Consider the following 16462-nt stretch of genomic DNA (forward strand, 5'->3'; position numbering starts at 1 on the left):
AGGATGCCTCCTCTTCCAGGTGGTGTGTCACAACAGCTCCACCTTGGCACATTCCGATGCCGTTGAGAGGAGGCGTCCACCCCATCATCCAAAGCAATGCTTCGCGCGGTCCAAGTCCGATAACTGTACCGCGTGCTACCGGAAACGCCGCGGCCGTTCCTTTTGCCTTCTGATTTCGGTTCCTGTCCACGCGAACGCCACGCCAACCCACGTCTTCAACAACCTGAACAAGATCGACCGCTCTCGCGGAGAGTTCGGAGAGCACGTCCCTCATCGCTCTCCGCATCGTGTTTGGCAGAGATCCGGCGCGTGAGTTCGGAGATCAACCGGACGAAGTCGTCCGGGAACGCTGCGCGGGCACGGTTGCGGGTCAGCGCGAACTGGAACCGTCGCGCGTCACTCTCATTCTGCACCCCCTCAACACGGGTCCAGCCAGCTATGACCGCTTTCTCTACGGTCATCACTCGATCGAGATCGGCGACGAGATTATCGCCCGCAAAGGCAGGAACGAAACCGTATCGCGGTCGGCGACCACGTTCGATCTGACGGAGCGTTACGGCATCGACCTCCACCAGAGGACTGACCTGCACGAATGGCCGTTCGCGACAGCCACGGACGATGTCGCACGTCTGCGTGACGACCGCGAAACCGCGAACGTCTTCTTCGGCAGTGTCCGCGTGGTCGGCAGCTGCTACGGCGGCGGGTTCGGTCAGCGGTGCTTCGGGGTCCAGGCGGAAAAGGAACCGGTGGTCCCCAATGGCACAGTCTGCCTGCCGCCACGTTCCGAGCGCCTCGTCAATGCGCACCTGGCGGGCTTCATCCAACCAGTCCACGCCGACGGTTCCTCACGGTGCATGCGGCACGACCGCGTCCAAGATCCTGGTGGACGCTGTCGTTCAACGCGTCGATGAGCTCCTCGGGAGGAGGCGGTCTGCGTTCCGCCTTGGTCGCGTCATCGAGTGCGGTCAGTTTCGGGAGCCGACGGCCGGGGCCGGGCCCCAGGATCGCTCGTGCCTCCTCGAATTTCTGGGAGACCAGGAGCTCGAAAGGCGTCTCACCATCAGCAATCGCGAAAAGGGCCATCCGGTTGCTACGTGCGTCACCTCGATCCGCAAGGCGCACGACGTCGAGAACCCGGAGCAGGTGCTGTTCCGTGACGGCATCCGGAGTTCCGCCGCTGGCCCAGGAGTGCATGCGCTGTGGCGATACCCCGAAGAGCTGCCCAAGCTCGGCCCATGTCAATCCACCGATGCGACGCAATTCGGAGATCGCACGTCGCGTAGTCTCGCTTGCGTCTTCGACACTGGTCTCGGTGCCCGTCTCCGGGACCGCTGAGGCCGGAGGAAGAGGAGGAGTCGGAACCGTGGCTTCCGCTGCCGTCACCAACAGAATGACGAGGAGTTTCGCAACTGCATCGCGCAAGGCCTCCTTCGCGGGGTCCAGAGCCAACGCGTCGAACACGAAGAACAGCACGAGTACGAGCCACCTGCTGACGTTCTCCTGCCCTTCAGCCGGCGTAACCGCGGCCACCGCTTCGATATCGCCGGCCAGTGATTCCACGTCTTCCGGCTCACCGGCATCGGGCGCACTGGCAAGGCGTTCGGCCCGTTCCCGCAGATGAGCCGCTACGGCGGCGAGCCGCTCATCCCACGCGCCGCCGAGCATTTCCGGAGCGAGGGTGGGAACGGTTCGCATCGACTGCCGCACCGCTGCCGCAACTTCCTCCAGACGGGCGAGCTCCGCCGGGGGAAACCTTGCGACGTCACGACTGAGGGCGGTGCGCCACGCGGCGAGGGATTCCTCGAGTCCTGCGACACGCCAAGCATCGGCCACCGTCTGTCTGTGCGCCGCGATCTGCCTGAAGCTCTCTTCGTGCTGACGAACCAGGTCGACGGCAGGCTGCACCTGTTGCCGGAGTTGGCGAGCCGTTTCGAGAGCAGGCTGGAGCTGCCGTAGGAATCGCTCCTGCTCCGCCAACAGCCGGCCCAGCTCCTGGATGTTCATCGCCACGCTCACTATCTACGATAGCAGACGGTCATGGCTACGAGGCGGCGCGCTCCGCCGCCCGATGGAGATCCCAATCGGCTTGCAGCCGCATCCAGAACTGCGGGGACGTCTTCAGGAAGCGCGACAGGCGCAAGGCCGTGTCCGGTGTGATTCGGCGCTTGCCGAGCACGACTTCGTTGAGCCGGTTCGCAGAGATTCCGAGCTGGGCAGCCTCGACCTGCCAGAGGCCGAGCGGTTTGAGGAACTCCTCAAGCAGCACTTCGCCGGGCGGGATGGCTGGCCCCCGCCAAGCCCGACGCCTGACGATAGTCTTCAATACAGCCTCCCAACGTCGATGACCATTATCCCACCGAAGGGTCGCCCGGAGCCATGCGCGGAGACCGAACGGGCAACGTGCGGTACGGGTACCCCGCTGGGGCTGGCGACGCATGCCGGCCCGGCGGCTGGCGGTCATCGTCTACCGGTCCGACTGCTGCTTGAGCGATGGTTCAGTCGTCACGTAGGCTGAATGATGGCGGCTCACTTCCGGTCGCGTTCCGCCTGCCGGCCCGCCAGGAACGACAGGTCGCGTGCGATGGCCTCCAGCGCCGTCCGGTGCGCTTCGGCCCGCCACTCGGCGCGTTCGTCGACGCCCTTGACGTTCTCGGTGATGGCCGCGTGCGCTTCTCGGTTTTCTTTCCGTTGCGCTTCGACCATCCGCCACACGCCGAACAGGAGCGCAGCCGCCAGCCTGGCCCCGGCAAGCACACCTTGAAGCACCGTCACGTTCCCGGTCCAGATCGCTCAGGCCGCCGGTCAGCGCCCGGTACTCGGCGAGGAACGCGGCAAGGCTGCCCTGACCGAGCTGTTCGAGGAGGCCCGCAACGACCGCACGCCCATCCTGGTGGAGCGGGTCGTCAACGACATCGACGAGGTCCCGCACGGGCGCGAACGCCCGCGGCGCCACCTTGCGGGGACGACCGATGAGGGTTAGGTTAGGGTGGGTCGGTTTGGGTAGCCCTTTCAGCGGCAACCGGGGAACAGCGGAGGACGAAATGCGCCTGATCCCAGTCGTTGCGGCGGCGTCGCTCCTGTCGATTTCGGCGCCCGCGGCGGCGCAGGAATGGACCGAGTTCGCGAGTCTCGAAGATCGCTTCACGTGCAATTTTCCGGGTCAGCCTACCGTGACGGAGACGACCTGGCTGTCGGAGTTCGGGGCGGAGCTGCCGGCGCGCGTCTATGCCGCCGAGGTCGGCCCGAGCCGCTACACGGTCACGGTGGCCGACTACAACCACGCCGAGAGAATACTCGTGGAGAAGGCCGGCAACTGCCCTCCGGGCGCCGAGAGATGCAGCGGCGGGGGACTCACCGGCGAGGGATACTGGCGGCACGACGTGCGAGGCGCCCTCATCTATGCGACCTGGACGTTTCTGCAGCGAGACGCCCGGGTCACGCACCTGGGCTACAACTTCACGGACCTCGTCGAAGGACACCAGTTGCATCTCACCAACCGTGCCGACCGATCCCGTACGTTCGTGTCGATCTACATGCACGAGAACAAGCTCTACGTCCTGGAGGGCACCGTACCTGCGGGCTATCCGGAGCCGGCGCTCTTTCAGCAGTCCCTGGGATGGCTCGACGAGAACGGCGGCCGGCTTCGCTATCAGACGATCTACTCCAACGGATTCCCGGCCCCGCCCCGCGTCGAGTACTGACGCCCGATCGGGCCGGACCCTGCTCGAATCTCCCGCCACAACCGCAGCGCCGCCGGGAAGTCGCCGGCCGCCAGGGCGGTCACCGCGAGCGCGGTCAGGGATTCGGGAGACCGGTGGAGGGCGCACGCGCGGCCGGCGTGGGCGCGGGCCGCCTCCCGGTCGCCGTGCTCGAGCGCGGCGCGGGCCTGCCGCCGGTGGCGGGCCGCAGCCCGTTCTATCGCCAGCACCTGGCCGAGGTCGGTCCGGCAGCGGTGGCAGGACGGCCCGCCGGCATGCCGGGCCCCGCAGGTCGGGCAGCGTTCCACGTCCGCTATCTCCAGGTCGTCCGCTGTTCCAGGTCGTCCGCTGTTCCAGGTCGTCCGCTATTCCAGGTAGAAGAGAATCTCGTCGAGCTCGCTCCGGAGCTCGGCCGCCCGCTCGGCCGCGCCCTCCCGGAGGGCGTCGCGGAGATCCTCCATCAGGTTGACCATCTCTTCCCGGTCCTCGGCCGGCGCGGCCTCGAGCGCCTGCTCGGCCCGCGCCAGGGTCGCCTCGACTTCCCCGGCCACGTCGGGGGGCAGGCCAACCGGCGGGGACGGTGCCGCGCCGCCCCCGGCCGTAGCGGCGCCGGCATCCTGTGCGCCCGCCTCCGCCCCGTCGTCCGCCTCGCCCCAGAGCGCCGAGACCCGTTCCCGCGCCGTGCCGAGCACCTCGTCGCTTGAACGCCCGATGGCGTTCTCGACGACGCCGCGCAGTTCCCGACCGGTCGCCCGTTCCCGCGCGTGGACGTGCAGCAGCCCGTCGAGGTCGAGGCGGTAGGTGACGAGCAGGCCCTGCTCGTGCGCGTCCTCGTGCTCGTTCAGACCGCCGAACATGAAGGTGCCGATCTCCACGTTCTTCAGGGCGTCCGGATCCTCTCCCTGAAAGACCTTGATCTCGACCTCTTCCTGGTCCTCGAACAGGGTGAAGAACACCTCCGTGCGGGTGGCCGGCAGCTTGCTGTTGCGCCGGATGAGGGGTATGAACTGGTGGGCGTACGGCCGGCCGTAGAGCTCCCCCTCCGCCCGGGTGCCGAAGGTGTAGGGGGTGATGTCGACCAGCACGGCCTGCGTGTCCTGGCCCATCTCGATCCCCGCCTGCACGCCGGCCCCGAGCGCGACGCACAGGTCCGGATCGACCTCGCCGTGCGGTTCCTGCCCCAGCCGCTCCGTGAGGACGGCGGCGATCCGCGGAATGCGGGTGGAACCACCCACCAGCAGCACGCGGTCGAGCCGGCTCGGCCGCACGTCGGCGTCCTGCAGCGCCGTGGTCACGGCCCGGAGGGAACGGTCGATGAACGGCTCCAGATCGCGTTCGAAATCGGCGCGGGCCAGCTCGCACTCCAGATGCCGCGCCTCGCCGTTCACCGTGGCGACGTGGTCCTCCTCGACGCGCACGTAGGGTTGATCCGACAGCTCGATCTTGGCCCGTTCGGCAGCCCGCCGCAGCCGCGCCTGCAGCAGGCGGTCCTCACGCGCATCCTCGACCCCCAGGGACGTCTCGACGTGCGCGTTCAGGCGTTCGAGGACGAGCGCGTCGAAGTCGTCGCCGCCGAGCTGGTTGTCACCGGCGGTGGCCAGGACCTCGACGACGCCCTGCTCGATGCGCACCACCGAGACATCGAAGGTCCCGCCACCCAGGTCGTAGACGAGGAGGGTGCGGCTCCCCTCCGCGCCGCTCTCGTAGCTGAGCGCGGCGGCCGTCGGCTCGTTGATGATCCGCGCCACCGTCAGGCCCGCAATCTCCCCGGCTTCGCGCGTCGCCTGCCGCTGCGCGTCGGTGAAGTAGGCGGGGACGGTGATGACCGCCTTGCGCACGTCCCGGCCGAGCGCGCGGTCCGCCCGCTCCTTGAGCGCCTTGAGAATAAAGGCCGAAATCTCCTGCGGGGTGTAGGCGTCCCTGCCCATCCGCACCTGCGTCCCGGAACCCATCAGGCGCTTGACCGAGAGCACGGTCCGCTCGGGGGCGGCGGCGGCCTGGTTGCGGGCCTGCCGACCGACGATGACGGCACCGGCGTCGTCGAGCCCCACGCACGAGGGCAGGATGGCTTCGCCCTCCTCCTCCACGATCGTGGGCTTCCCGCCGGAGACGATCGCGACCTCCGAGTTCGTGGTGCCCAGATCGATGCCGATGATGGTGTCGTCGTCCGCAGCCCTGGTTTCCGCCGGCATCAATCCTCCTCGGGACGTCGGTTCACCGCGACGTCGGCCAGGCGCAGCACGTCTTCGCGCCGCACGAACCCGCTCCGCAACTCCTCGACCACCACGCCGTCGCCGATCCGGTCGACGCGGCGCGCCTCCACCGCGTGCATGACCCGGCTGTCGAAGGGTCGCCCCACGGTCTGCACGGACCGCACGTCGAACCGGGACAGCATCCTGTCGAAACGGCCGATCGCCAGCTCGTAGCCCTCGACGACGCCCGCGGCGCCCCGCGGCGGTCGCCCGAACAGACGCCGCCGATCCCGCAGCCGGACCGCGGCGTCCCGGCCCCGCACCAGGGCGTCGCGCACCTCGAGGGTCTCCAGCAGGCAACGGTCCTCGGCCGTTCGGGAAATGCGCTGCTCGAACGCGGCCAGCGTCTCGTCGCCGCGCTGCTCCCGGCGCACGGCGGCGTCGTACCGCGCCGCGGCCGCCGCCAGCTCGCGGCCCGCCCGGGCCTGCTCCCGGTTCTGGAGGCGGACCTCCTGGCGCAGGGCGGCGAACTCGGCGAACAGATCGCGCAGGTCGCAGTCGGCCGCGTCCGGTTCGCCGTGCTCCGGCGGTTCCTCGCCCGCCGTGTCGAGCCACTGCCGGAAGTCGTCGAGCGCGCGTTGCTTCCAGTCGCCGCCCGGTTCACGCATGCAGCTTCCCTTCCGCCGCCAGGAGGGTCTGCAGGCCGGGCATCTCGCGGCGCGCAGGACGCGCCTGCACCAGCGCATCGAGGGCCAGCTCGAAGTCGCCGTAGGCGGCCATTCCGAAGAGGGCGGTCCTCACACGCGCGCGATCGTCCTTCAGAGCTTCGTACGCCGCGGTGATCTGCTGGAAACGCTCCGGTTCCTCGCCGGGCCGGTGCGCGCGCACCAGCTCCAGGTAGCGCCGCCGGATCTCCTCCCCCGTCGCCGACGGGGGCAGTCCCAGCACGAGATAGTGAACAAGCATGAGTCTCTCCTAGCGGCGCCGCTTCTTTTCCTTGCCCTTGCGGGGGAACAGCAGGGCGTGCAGCTCCGGCGTCAACCGGTCGCGCAGGCCGGCCGTCAGGCAGCCGCGCGCCACCCGATCGAGCTCCTGCCGCGTTTCCTCGTCGGCCCGCAGGTTCCCGGCGAGCTCCCGCAACAGGGGCCGGGGCTCGCCGCGCAGTCGGGTGTCGTCGATCAGTTCGTCCAGGCGATCCAGCTCGTCGTATATTCGCCGGTCGAACAACATCCCTTGTTGCGCGGCGTGCGGCGGTGCCTCCGTCAACGCCAGCCGGAACCGTTCGACCAGCGCGGGATCGCCGGGGTCCGGCGGGACCGGCCGCATCAGGGCGGCCGGTGCGCGCGGCACACCCGCGGCCTTGAACTGCTCCTCGAGCGCCGCCAGAAAGGCCTCCAGCCCCGGAGGCGGTCCCGGGCCGAACGGACCCGGCCCCACATCCAGCGGTTCGAAGTCGAACGTCTGCAGAGCGTTCCGCAACGGTTCCTCGGTGTGCCGGGCGAGCCTCGCGGCGGCTGCCCGCAGCCGTTCCCGCGTCGCGGCGTCCGCCTTCTTCAGGACGTCGCGGAAGCGCCGGGCGTCGTGGTCGCTGCCCTCCTCGTAGCGGGTCACGGCCAGATAGAAGAGCAGCAGCGGATCGCGCCGGGCCTTCCTGACGCCGCGCAGCCGGCGTTCGATCGCGGCCCGAACCTCATCCTGTCTGTCGCAGTCCATCAGAATGTCGAGGACGACGGGCAGGCGTTCTCCGTCCACGCGTTCGAGGAGCGCGGGCCACCAGCGGGTAAACGTCGCCGCCACGTGCCGATCGCCGTAGAGGAGGTCGAGCTCGGTGGGCAGCGGTTCGAGCACCTGGACGATCTCGTCCGGCGTGCACTCGCCGGTGCGAGAGACTCCGTCGGCCAGCAGGCGCCACACGGCATCGGCCATTTCCGGTGTGGTGTTCCTCACGTCGTTGTTGTCGTACAGGTCTCGGAGGAGCAACGCGAGCATCCGAAGCTGCGCGCCCGGCGGCAGGCCTTCCAACTGGCGGGCAACCGTGGCGGACGTGTCCGCATCGCCCGACACGACTTCCAGCAGCAGCCATTTCGCCGGCAGGACGGATTCGATCACCCGGCGCCCCAGGTCCTGGGCCCGCTCCAGGTCCCGGACCGCAAGCGCGAACCGACCCTTCCTTCGGCTCTGATCGGCGGACTTGAGGAAGCCGACGGCCTGCAGATCCAGGAGCCGGTCGTCGTGGGGCGCGCGCCGGCGGGCCTCCTCCAGCGCGCCCTCGGCCTGGCGGTACGCGTTCCTCGAATAGTGGAGGGTGGCCAGCTCCAGCCAGGGGGTCGAGTCGTCGGGGAACCGGCCCGCCATATCCTGCAGGACACGCTGCAGTCTCGGTTTGCCGCCGGTCCGTCCCCGCAGGAGATCGAGCAGAAAGAGGTAGCCGTCGCGGTTGTCGGGATCGGCCTCGAGACTCGCGAACATCAGCTCGACCAAGACCAGGCCCGGATCCTCCACGGGTCGGCCGAGCAGCGTGCGCAGATCCTCCGCCATCTCGGGGGGCAGGAGCTCCGGATCCACGGCCTTGCGTCCCGTGCGCGCCAGCGCCTCCAGCAGGCACGCCCGTGCGAGTGCCCGATCCTGCGCCCGCGGAAACTCCACCGGCAGCGCGTCGACGAGCGCGACGGTCGGCACGGGATTCCACGCCGCAGGCACGATCTGCTGTCTCGCGAGGAGGATGCGGGCCGCGACCCCGATCACCCGATCGGCAGGCAACAGGAGCCGCGACAGGTGCTGGATCGCGCTGCCGGGAAGCAGGTCCCGAAGCGTGGCCAGCCCCGCGATCTCCACCAGGTCGATCCGGGCCCGCGCCGGGTCCTCGGGGTAGAGGGCGTCGGCCAGACGCTCGATCGCCGTCCCCGCCGCGCGCACGCTGCCGTTGTGGAGCGCCCGCTTCAATTCACCGGCGAGGGCCGCCACGCGCCGGTTCCCGCCCTCCGACTCCTTCGGCGCCCCCGGGCGGCCGTTGCCGGCGGCGTCGCGGCCCACGAAGCGCCGCCATTCGGCGACCGTGCGGGCCAGGGCGAAGTCGTCCGGGAGGCGGTCGAGGATGCGGCGCAACCCGTCGTCGTCGCCCGCGCCGAAACAGACCATGGCCCTGCAGAACAGACGCCAGGCCGCGAAGGGCGAGCGCCGGGGCACCCCCTGCAACCGGTTCGCGGCCTGCACCCAGTCGCCGGCATCCATCGCGTGGAGACCCGACCTGACCGCCGCGGCGTCCCGGCGTAGCGGATGGGTCTCGTCGAAGACGTCGAGAGCGGCCCAGAACCGCTGGACGACCAGGCGGTCCGCCAGCACCCGCTCCACGCGAGGCAGGGACGTCCCGCGGTCCAGGTGGTCCGCGTAGGCCGCCAGCGCGTCCCCGCCGTCCAGGTACCGGACGTACTGGACCCACTCGTCCTCGGACAGCGCCGGCAGGGACATGGACGCCCGATAGCCGTCGGCCCGGGCGCGCATGGTGGCCGCTTCCTTGAGCATCCCCTTCGCCGCGAGTTGGCGGGCGCGCTGCATGGAGGCGCAGAAGGAGACCAGCGGCAGCCCCGCCAGACTGTCGTCCCGATCCCGCACCTGTCGGATCAGATCGAGCGCCTTGCGCCCGTCTCCCGCGGCGAGCAGTTCTCGCGCCTGATCCAGCAGGCGCCGGGGGGATGCACGCGGGGCGCGGCCCGGCGCCGACCGTTTGCGATTGCCGCGTTTGCGCCTGCCGGGCACGTGTCGTTCGTTCGCAGGAATTCGAAAAGCGCTTCAACGGCGGCAAGCCGAGGGACGTGGACCGTCGAGGGCCAGCTTCGGTGGCGATATCTTATTTCTCGCGGAACATCTCGTTCAACTTTCGAAACACGTCCGCGGTCACCGGCGGCGATAGACGTCGCGGCGATGTGCTACCCGCACGACGAGAACGACGAGCACCTCGTCGAGGACTTCGTAGACGATGCGGCAGTCGCCGACACGGGTCCGGCGCAGGCCGCGAAGCTCACCCTTCAGGTGACATCACTATAACTCCCGCCAGCATCACCGGACCATCGATTCCATGTCCGAAGCCGGGCTTCCGCTATAGAACGCCGCGGTCTCCTCGATCACACGGTCCTGCATCGCCGGAGTGAGTTCCGGGTAGATCGGCAGCGCGAGCGACCGGGCCGCAGCGTCCTCACTGCAAGGGAACGCGCCGGCCGCGTGACCAAGGTGATGGAAGCACGGTTGCCGATGGAGCGGCACCGGGTAGTAGATCATCGTGTCGATCTGCCGCGCCGCGAGGCGAGCGCGCAGGGCGTCTCGTCGCTCGGGTACCCGGATCACGTACTGGTGATACGTGTGGCGCTCACGGCCCCAGGCGGCCACGGGCAGCTCGATGCCCGGAACCGCCAGGTGCTCGTCGTAGTACGCGGCGCGCTCGCGGCGCCGGGCGTGCCATCCGTCGAGATGCGGCAGCTTCGCAGCGAGGATTGCTGCCTGCAGCGTGTCGAGGCGGAAGTTGCCACCCACCTCGGGATGCCGGTACTCGGTGTGCGCGCCGTGGTTGCGCAGCCGGCGCACCCGTTCCGCCAGAACGGCGTCCGAGGTGGCCACGAGGCCGGCGTCACCCATGGCCCCCAGGTTCTTGGTGGGATAGAAGGAGAAACACGCAAGCGTGCCCTTGCTGCCGGCCGGCCCGTCGCCGCAACCTCCGCCTTCGACATCCCGACCGCCGCCCCCGGCGCCGCGGCTGCCGCCGGCGTGGCCGACCCCATTCCCGCCGCCGCCGGGATAGCGCGCGCCCAGCGCCTGCGCCGCGTCCTCGACGACCGGAATCCCATGCTCGGCGGCCAGTTCGAGGATGGGCGCCATGTCGGCGCACTGCCCGAACAGGTGCACCGGAACGATCGCCCTCACCCGTGACCGCCGCTCCGGCTCGCGCTCGAACCAGTCGACCAGACGCGCGGGGTCCATGTTGAACGTGGGGCGATCGATGTCGACGAACACCGGGGTGGCGCCCAGCCGGGCCACCACGCCGGCTGTGGCGAAGAACGAGTACGGCGTCGTGACGACGAGGTCGCCGGGGCCCACGTCGAGGGCCATCAGCGAGACGAGCAAAGCGTCCGTGCCGGAGGAAACGCCTATCGCGTGGTCGACGCCGATGTAGTCGGCCATCGCCCGCTCGAACGCTTCGAGCACCGGTCCGCCCACGTAGCGGCCGGAAGCGACGACGTCCAGCACGGCCCGCTCGATGGCCGGCCGCGTGGTCTCGAGCTGGGCGGCCAGGTCGAGAAACGGGACGCGCACGTTCAGAGATCCGCGTCGAGGCGCATCGCCATCGGGATGAAAGCGATGCCGTTGACCGCGCGCTCGGGTCCGGTCTGGCGAAAGCCGAGCTTCTCGTAGGCCGGCACGCCGTAGCGCGACGAGTTGACCGTCACGCGCTCGAGGTCCGGGTCCGCGGCGCGGGCGTCCGCTAGCGCCGCATGCAGCAGGCCCTTCGCGATGCCGTGCTGCTGGTGCGCCTTGTCGACGAAAAGGAGTGCGACGTGGTTGTTCTCCCGAATCTCGATCATGCCGGCCAGAACGCCGTCGACGGTCGCCACGCGGACGAAGTGGTCCTCGGCGGTACGCGCCTCGATCGTCTCGGGCGCGACGAACCGGCGGAACTCGGCGTTTCCTTCGGAGGTCAGCTCCGGGCCGATGAACTCGTCGAACGACGAGAGAATCAGCGCCGAGACGGCGGCTGCTTCGCCGGGTTGCATGGCGCGATAGCTCACACCGTCGCTCACGTCCGACCTCGCGGCTGCCGGTGCCGGCGGGTTACCACCACGGGCTCCTAGCGCGACAGGCTCTTGATGTAGTTGACGAGGTTCCAGATGTCCTCGTCGCGGAGCTGGTTGCCGTAGCCCTGCATGTCGGCGGTCACGCCCTCCTTGATCACCGTGAATATCTCGCCGTCGCTCGCGCCGTGCGTCCACACGTCGTCGGTGAAGTCGGACGGGATGCCACCCGCATGCGACATGTCGCCGTCTCCCGCGCCGCGGTTGCCGTGACACTGCCGGCACAGGAAGACGTAGCGCTGCCGGCCGGCGACCAGCGACTCGCGGGTCGGCTCGACCGGGTTCTCCAACGCCTGCGCGTCCGCGCGCTCGTGAGGCTCCGCGGGAGGTTCCTGCGCGGCGGCCGCGGCGGCGGTGACGAGGAACGCAAACGCGGCGGCGATGACCAGCAACGCAGCGGCCGGCGCGAACTTCACATTCTCATTCCTGCGGCGCATCGAAGTTCTCCCACATGTACTCGGGAAAGTAGGTGTGCAGATGCATGAAGATCTCGTGGACCAGGTTCACCGCCCGGTTCACGCCGTAACCGTGATGATGCTCGCGGGCCACCACCTCGAGAGAGAGTGCGGACCGCCGGACGAAGCAGCGCACGTCCGCGCGCTCGGGATCGACCCGGCGGTGCGGCGGCAACTCGACCGCGGTGCGTCCCCGAACGAACCGCCGCAATGCGCCCGCAAGAGGCGATCGCGCCGGCACGTTCGGCAGCAGATCGCGGAACGCAAGGGTGCCGGACGCGGAATCGTAGCTCAGCGTGAACGGCGACGGCGCCAGCCAGCGGAACGTGAACTCGTGCCGTCCCCGGCGGGCCGGCCGCTCGGCCAGCCCTCGAAACACGCCCCGCTCGGCGTACTCCTGCAACCGCGCCCGCACCTCGGCCAGGCCGTCGTGCAGCGGCCCGCGCCCCTCCATCCGCACGCGCCGACGTCCCTCCACTAGTGGTAGTAGGACATCACGCCCGGCTCGATCTTGCCGAGGAACCCGGGCGGATACTGGTCGCGCACCCAGAACTCCTTCTTGGCCTGCACGTTGACGACGCTCGGACGGCTCTCGTCGAGCGCCACCTGGTAGGCCCGCTCGAGGGCCGGCCGCATCTCGTCGGGCCGCGTGACGTACTCGCCGTGCGCCCCGAGCGCTTCGCCGAGCTTGTCGTACCGCAGGTTCTCCTGGAACAGGTGCACGGGGAGCCCGATGGTGTTGTTGCGCTGGCCGGTCCACGTGCCCCACGCGTTGTTGTTGTAGACGACGATGACGGCAGGGAAGCGGTACTTGGACAGCGTCTCGACCTCCATCGCGGTGTAGCCGAACCCGCCGTCGCCGGTGATGCCGATCACCGGGTGGCCCTCGAAGCCCGCCTGCGCCCCGACGCCGTGGCGGACGGCCGCCGCGACGCCGACGGTGTAGCCGATGTCCGGGCCGATCGCCCCGTACTGGTACGCGCCGTTGATGATCTGCGCCGGCCGGTGCGCGCGCAGGTAGCGCCGCGTGTAGCGCGCGATGCCGTAGCCGCCCTGCAGGATCGTGGTGCGGTCCGCCGGCAGGTCGCCGTGGTGCAGGAAGTCGGCCAGCTCCTTGCCGATGACCGCCGGATGCACCGCGTCGGTGTACCCCAGCCCGGTCCGGTAGTACTCCTCGTTCTCCGCCTCGAACGCCTCGCGGGCCGCGGCCACCTCGGCCACCCACGCTTCCCGCCGCTGGCGCGGCATCGCGGCGGCCAGGGCCTCGAGGGCGGCGCGCTCGTCGCTGACGATGCCGACGTCGATGGGAAGATTGCGCCCGATGTCCTCCGCGCCCGGATCGATGCGGATGTAGCGCGCATCGGGCCCGAAGGCGAACTCCCCGAGCGTCGGCATGCAGTACTGGCCGACGAGCAGGACGACGTCCGCGCTCATCAACGCCATCGGCGCCGCGTCGGCCGACAGTTCGTGTTCGGCCGGGAACTGGCCCTTCATGGCGCCCGATTCGACCACCGGGATGTGCGCGCGCTCGGCCAGCTTCCGGAGCGCGTCCCACGCCTTGCTGTAGAGGACGCCGTTGCTCGACACGATGACCGGCCGCTCGGCGCTCCGCAGCAGCTCGACCGCCCGGTCGATCGCCTGCGGGTCGGGATGCGGCCTGGCGTCGGTGCGGTACTTGGTCTTGTCGTAGAAGTACTCGACGTCGATCGGATCGGTGAACCGGGCGCGGGCGATCTCGGCCGGGAAGTCGAGGTGCACCGGCTTGGGCACGCCGCTCTTGAGCTGCCGGAACGCGTAGCCGGCGTACTCCCAGGTGCGGGCGGGCGTGATGAGCCGCTTGCCGTACTTCTTGATGCCCTCGGTCAGCGGCTGCTGGTTCTGGTCCTGGATGCCCTGCTCGGTGTCCTCGGCGAAGATGGTCTTGTTGCTGGCGAGCACGAGAATCGGGGAGCGGGCCGAGTTGGCGGCCGAGATGGCGCAGATCATGTCGGTGAAGCCCGGTCCCTCGGTCCCGGACGTCGCCGCCACCTCGCCGGTGGCGCGGCAGAAGGCGTCGGCCGCGTGGCACAGCGAGCCCTCGTGGCGGCCCGAGTAGGTCGGGATGCCCATGTCGCCGATGGCGTGCACCACGTCGTAGTTGCCCGGGCAGCAGAACAGCGCCTTGACCCCCTCTTCCTTGCAGGCCCGCGCGAACACCTGCGCGCCCGACATCGGGAAGTCGATCTCCGGCAGCGGGGCCGCCTTCGCCTTCTCGAACTCGCTCGGAATGGTGATCGGCTTGACGTCCTCCTCGGCCGCGCTCGCAGCACGGCCCGTGCCGAGAGCGGCCGCCGTCGCGCCTGCACCGCCCAGAACCGCCTGGCGCATGAACGCCCGCCGTGACTCCGTCGCCGTGCCGCCGGACCGCTTCGCGTTCCGCGTCTTCGCTTTCATGAGATCCTCCACACGCGCCTTGGGCGCCGCCGTACTCGTGCCGTACTCTCGGTGACTGGGCGATGCGTCGTGGTGGCGACGCCCGCGCGAACGCATGCTAATCGTGCGCCCGCAAGGGTGTCAACGCGCGCGGCAAACCGGTCGTCAGCGCAACACGGCAGGCGGCGCGTCACTCGGCGGAGACGAACAGCATCCGCGTGTCCCGGGCACAGCGTGCGCCGACGTTGCTGGTGTGCCCGTCCGCCGAGAACGGCAGGCGGACCGACACCCGAAGCACGTTGGGAAAGTTGAGCCACGACGCGCCGCGCATCACGCGCAGATAGCCCGTCTCGGTCGGCTGCGGATCGCTCAGCGGCCCGTCCGGATAGCGGACGGTGATCCAACCGTTCACCCACTCCCAGACGTTGCCGATCATGTCGTGGAGTCCGAAGTCGTTGGAGGGAAACGACCCCACCGGCGCCGTGTTCAGCCAGGCGTCGGCGCCGCCGGTAGCGCCGCTGCAGCACTGCACGGTACCGAAATTGGCGTAGTCGCGCGTCAGTTCGTCACCCCACCAGTAGAGGCGCCCGTCATGCCCGGCCCGCGCCGCGTACTCCCACTCCCACTCGGTGGGCAGGCGCCCGCCGGCCCAACCGCAGAACGCTTCGGCGTCGTGCCAGGTCATGTGGACTGCCGGGTGATCGGGGGCCTGCGGATAGTCGGGGACGGCCGGCAGCTCGTAGCCGGTCGCCGCCACGAACGTCGCGTACTGGCCGACGGTCACCTCCGTCGCCATCAGGTCGAACGTCGACAGCGTCACCTCGTGGCGCGGACGCTCGCTGTCGAGGCACGCGGCGTCGCCCGGCACGCACCCCATCCGGAAGGTGCCGGCCGGAATCGTCACCCACGGCAACTCGATCGTCTGCGCGGCGCCCGGCACGGCGGTCAGGCCGACCCCCAGCGCTACCAGCGCGGCGGCACGCATGCAGGACGGCAGCATGCCCGCCTGCCCGAGCATCGATCGGACGGACATCTGTATCGACTCCTGCACGGCATCTCCCCTGATCTTGGACAACGACACGGATCACGTCGGCGACATTCGGGTGACTTATGTCACACGCCGCTGATACGATCAAGGCGTGAAGACCGTAACCATTCGAGACCTGCGCACCCGTCCGAGGCAGATACGCGAGTCTCTTGCCCGCGAGCGCGAGGCCCTCCTGACCGCCAACGGGCGACCGGTTGCGGTATTGCTCCCTGTGAACGCCGGCACGGTCGACGAAACGATCGAGACGGTGCGCCGCGCACGGGGACTCGAAGCTCTGCGAGCGATCCGGGACGAGAGCCGGTCGCGTGGAACGGCAAGCATGTCCGCGAAGGAAATCGACGCCCTGATCGCACGTGTTCGTCGAGCCCGTCCGCGTCGAGCGCGCGGATGAAGGTCGTCGTCGACACCAATGTTCTCGTCGCCGGTCTGCTCTCCGCGACCGGGCCACCCGGATGGATCGTCGAGGCTGCACTCTGCGGATACATCGAGCCGGTCTTCGACATGGCGATCCGGCAGGAGTACGAGGAAGTGCTCCGCCGCAGCGAACTCGGGCTGACGCCGTCCCGCGTGGACGACCTGCTCGCGGCGGTCGACACGTTCGGGATGCAGGTGGTCGGCGCCGCACCGTGGTCGGCTGGACTGCCCGATCCTGACGACGCACCGTTCCTCGCGGTCGCCGCGGCAACCGGCAGCGTAGTGGTCACGGGCAATCTCCGACACTACCCGCCGCGCGGCCGCCGGGATGTAGTCGTGCTGACGCCGCGGCAGTTCGTCGATCTTGTCGGCGAACCGAATCCTCCGCCGGCCTGAGCGTCGC

Annotated in this window: 19 protein-coding genes; 3 read left to right on the plus strand and 16 right to left on the minus strand. The window is 69.5% G+C overall.

Annotated elements, in window-relative coordinates:
* Nucleotides 1-215 precede the first annotated feature (215 nt).
* The 4 genes from F4X11_06145 to F4X11_06160 all read right to left on the minus strand — a co-directional run bounded on the left by F4X11_06145 (nt 216) and on the right by F4X11_06160 (nt 2772).
* Nucleotides 216-833 carry a hypothetical protein gene (locus tag F4X11_06145; GenBank protein ID MYN64595.1) on the minus strand — a complete coding sequence of 206 codons (618 nt, stop codon included), beginning with the start codon at nt 831-833 and terminating at the stop codon, nt 216-218.
* Nucleotides 817-2004: a hypothetical protein gene (locus F4X11_06150; protein MYN64596.1), complete on the minus strand. Its 1188-nt coding sequence runs from the start codon at nt 2002-2004 to the stop codon at nt 817-819. Before F4X11_06150 ends, F4X11_06145 begins: the two co-directional genes overlap by 17 nt.
* Nucleotides 2005-2041: 37 nt before the next feature.
* Nucleotides 2042-2437, minus strand: a complete 396-nt coding sequence (locus tag F4X11_06155) for a HigA family addiction module antidote protein (GenBank protein ID MYN64597.1) — start codon at nt 2435-2437, stop codon at nt 2042-2044.
* An 89-nt stretch (nt 2438-2526) separates the two neighbouring features.
* The gene (locus F4X11_06160; protein ID MYN64598.1) at nt 2527-2772 is read right to left on the minus strand and encodes a hypothetical protein; all 246 of its coding nucleotides are present in this window, start codon (nt 2770-2772) and stop codon (nt 2527-2529) included.
* Nucleotides 2773-3041: 269 nt separating this feature from the next.
* Between F4X11_06160 and F4X11_06165 the strand changes: the two genes are divergently transcribed.
* Complete coding sequence (locus F4X11_06165; protein MYN64599.1) at nt 3042-3701, plus strand: hypothetical protein; 660 nt, start codon at nt 3042-3044, stop codon at nt 3699-3701.
* Here the strand turns inward: F4X11_06165 and F4X11_06170 are convergent.
* The 12 genes from F4X11_06170 to F4X11_06225 form a co-directional block, all read right to left on the minus strand.
* A complete protein-coding gene (locus F4X11_06170; GenBank protein MYN64600.1) occupies nt 3659-4006 on the minus strand; it encodes a hypothetical protein in 348 nt (115 codons plus the stop codon). The two genes, F4X11_06165 and F4X11_06170, sit on opposite strands and share 43 nt — an antisense overlap.
* A gap of 57 nt (nt 4007-4063) precedes the next feature.
* A complete protein-coding gene (locus F4X11_06175) occupies nt 4064-5890 on the minus strand; it encodes an Hsp70 family protein (GenBank protein ID MYN64601.1) in 1827 nt (608 codons plus the stop codon).
* Nucleotides 5890-6636: a nucleotide exchange factor GrpE gene (locus F4X11_06180; GenBank protein ID MYN64602.1), complete on the minus strand. Its 747-nt coding sequence runs from the start codon at nt 6634-6636 to the stop codon at nt 5890-5892. The genes F4X11_06175 and F4X11_06180 overlap by 1 nt, the downstream gene beginning before the upstream one ends.
* Nucleotides 6551-6856 carry a J domain-containing protein gene (locus tag F4X11_06185; protein MYN64603.1) on the minus strand — a complete coding sequence of 102 codons (306 nt, stop codon included), beginning with the start codon at nt 6854-6856 and terminating at the stop codon, nt 6551-6553. Before F4X11_06185 ends, F4X11_06180 begins: the two co-directional genes overlap by 86 nt.
* 9 nt (nt 6857-6865) lie before the next feature.
* Entirely contained in the window at nt 6866-9646 is a 2781-nt protein-coding gene (locus F4X11_06190) for a hypothetical protein (GenBank protein ID MYN64604.1), read from the minus strand.
* A 138-nt stretch (nt 9647-9784) separates the two neighbouring features.
* Nucleotides 9785-9919, minus strand: coding sequence for a hypothetical protein (locus tag F4X11_06195; protein MYN64605.1), 135 nt, complete (start codon nt 9917-9919; stop codon nt 9785-9787).
* A 27-nt stretch (nt 9920-9946) separates the two neighbouring features.
* Nucleotides 9947-11194: a DegT/DnrJ/EryC1/StrS family aminotransferase gene (locus F4X11_06200; protein ID MYN64606.1), complete on the minus strand. Its 1248-nt coding sequence runs from the start codon at nt 11192-11194 to the stop codon at nt 9947-9949.
* Between the two features lie 2 nt (nt 11195-11196).
* Nucleotides 11197-11679 (minus strand): GNAT family N-acetyltransferase, encoded by a 483-nt coding sequence (locus F4X11_06205; protein ID MYN64607.1) that lies wholly within the window; start codon nt 11677-11679, stop codon nt 11197-11199.
* A gap of 47 nt (nt 11680-11726) precedes the next feature.
* The gene (locus tag F4X11_06210; protein ID MYN64608.1) at nt 11727-12167 is read right to left on the minus strand and encodes a c-type cytochrome; all 441 of its coding nucleotides are present in this window, start codon (nt 12165-12167) and stop codon (nt 11727-11729) included.
* Nucleotides 12151-12645, minus strand: coding sequence for a hypothetical protein (locus F4X11_06215; protein ID MYN64609.1), 495 nt, complete (start codon nt 12643-12645; stop codon nt 12151-12153). Before F4X11_06215 ends, F4X11_06210 begins: the two co-directional genes overlap by 17 nt.
* Before the next feature lie 17 nt (nt 12646-12662).
* Nucleotides 12663-14714 (minus strand): thiamine pyrophosphate-binding protein, encoded by a 2052-nt coding sequence (locus F4X11_06220; protein MYN64610.1) that lies wholly within the window; start codon nt 14712-14714, stop codon nt 12663-12665.
* Between the two features lie 73 nt (nt 14715-14787).
* Nucleotides 14788-15630: a formylglycine-generating enzyme family protein gene (locus tag F4X11_06225; protein ID MYN64611.1), complete on the minus strand. Its 843-nt coding sequence runs from the start codon at nt 15628-15630 to the stop codon at nt 14788-14790.
* A gap of 106 nt (nt 15631-15736) precedes the next feature.
* Here F4X11_06225 and F4X11_06230 point away from each other — a divergent pair, with 106 nt between their 5' ends.
* Both F4X11_06230 and F4X11_06235 read left to right on the plus strand, forming a co-directional pair.
* The gene (locus F4X11_06230) at nt 15737-16036 is read left to right on the plus strand and encodes a type II toxin-antitoxin system Phd/YefM family antitoxin (protein MYN64612.1); all 300 of its coding nucleotides are present in this window, start codon (nt 15737-15739) and stop codon (nt 16034-16036) included.
* The gene (locus F4X11_06235; GenBank protein MYN64613.1) at nt 16033-16455 is read left to right on the plus strand and encodes a putative toxin-antitoxin system toxin component, PIN family; all 423 of its coding nucleotides are present in this window, start codon (nt 16033-16035) and stop codon (nt 16453-16455) included. Before F4X11_06230 ends, F4X11_06235 begins: the two co-directional genes overlap by 4 nt.
* The last annotated feature ends 7 nt before the right edge of the window (nt 16456-16462 follow it).

This window comes from Acidobacteriota bacterium, assembly GCA_009861545.1.
Classification (GTDB): Bacteria; Acidobacteriota; Vicinamibacteria; order Vicinamibacterales; family UBA8438; genus WTFV01.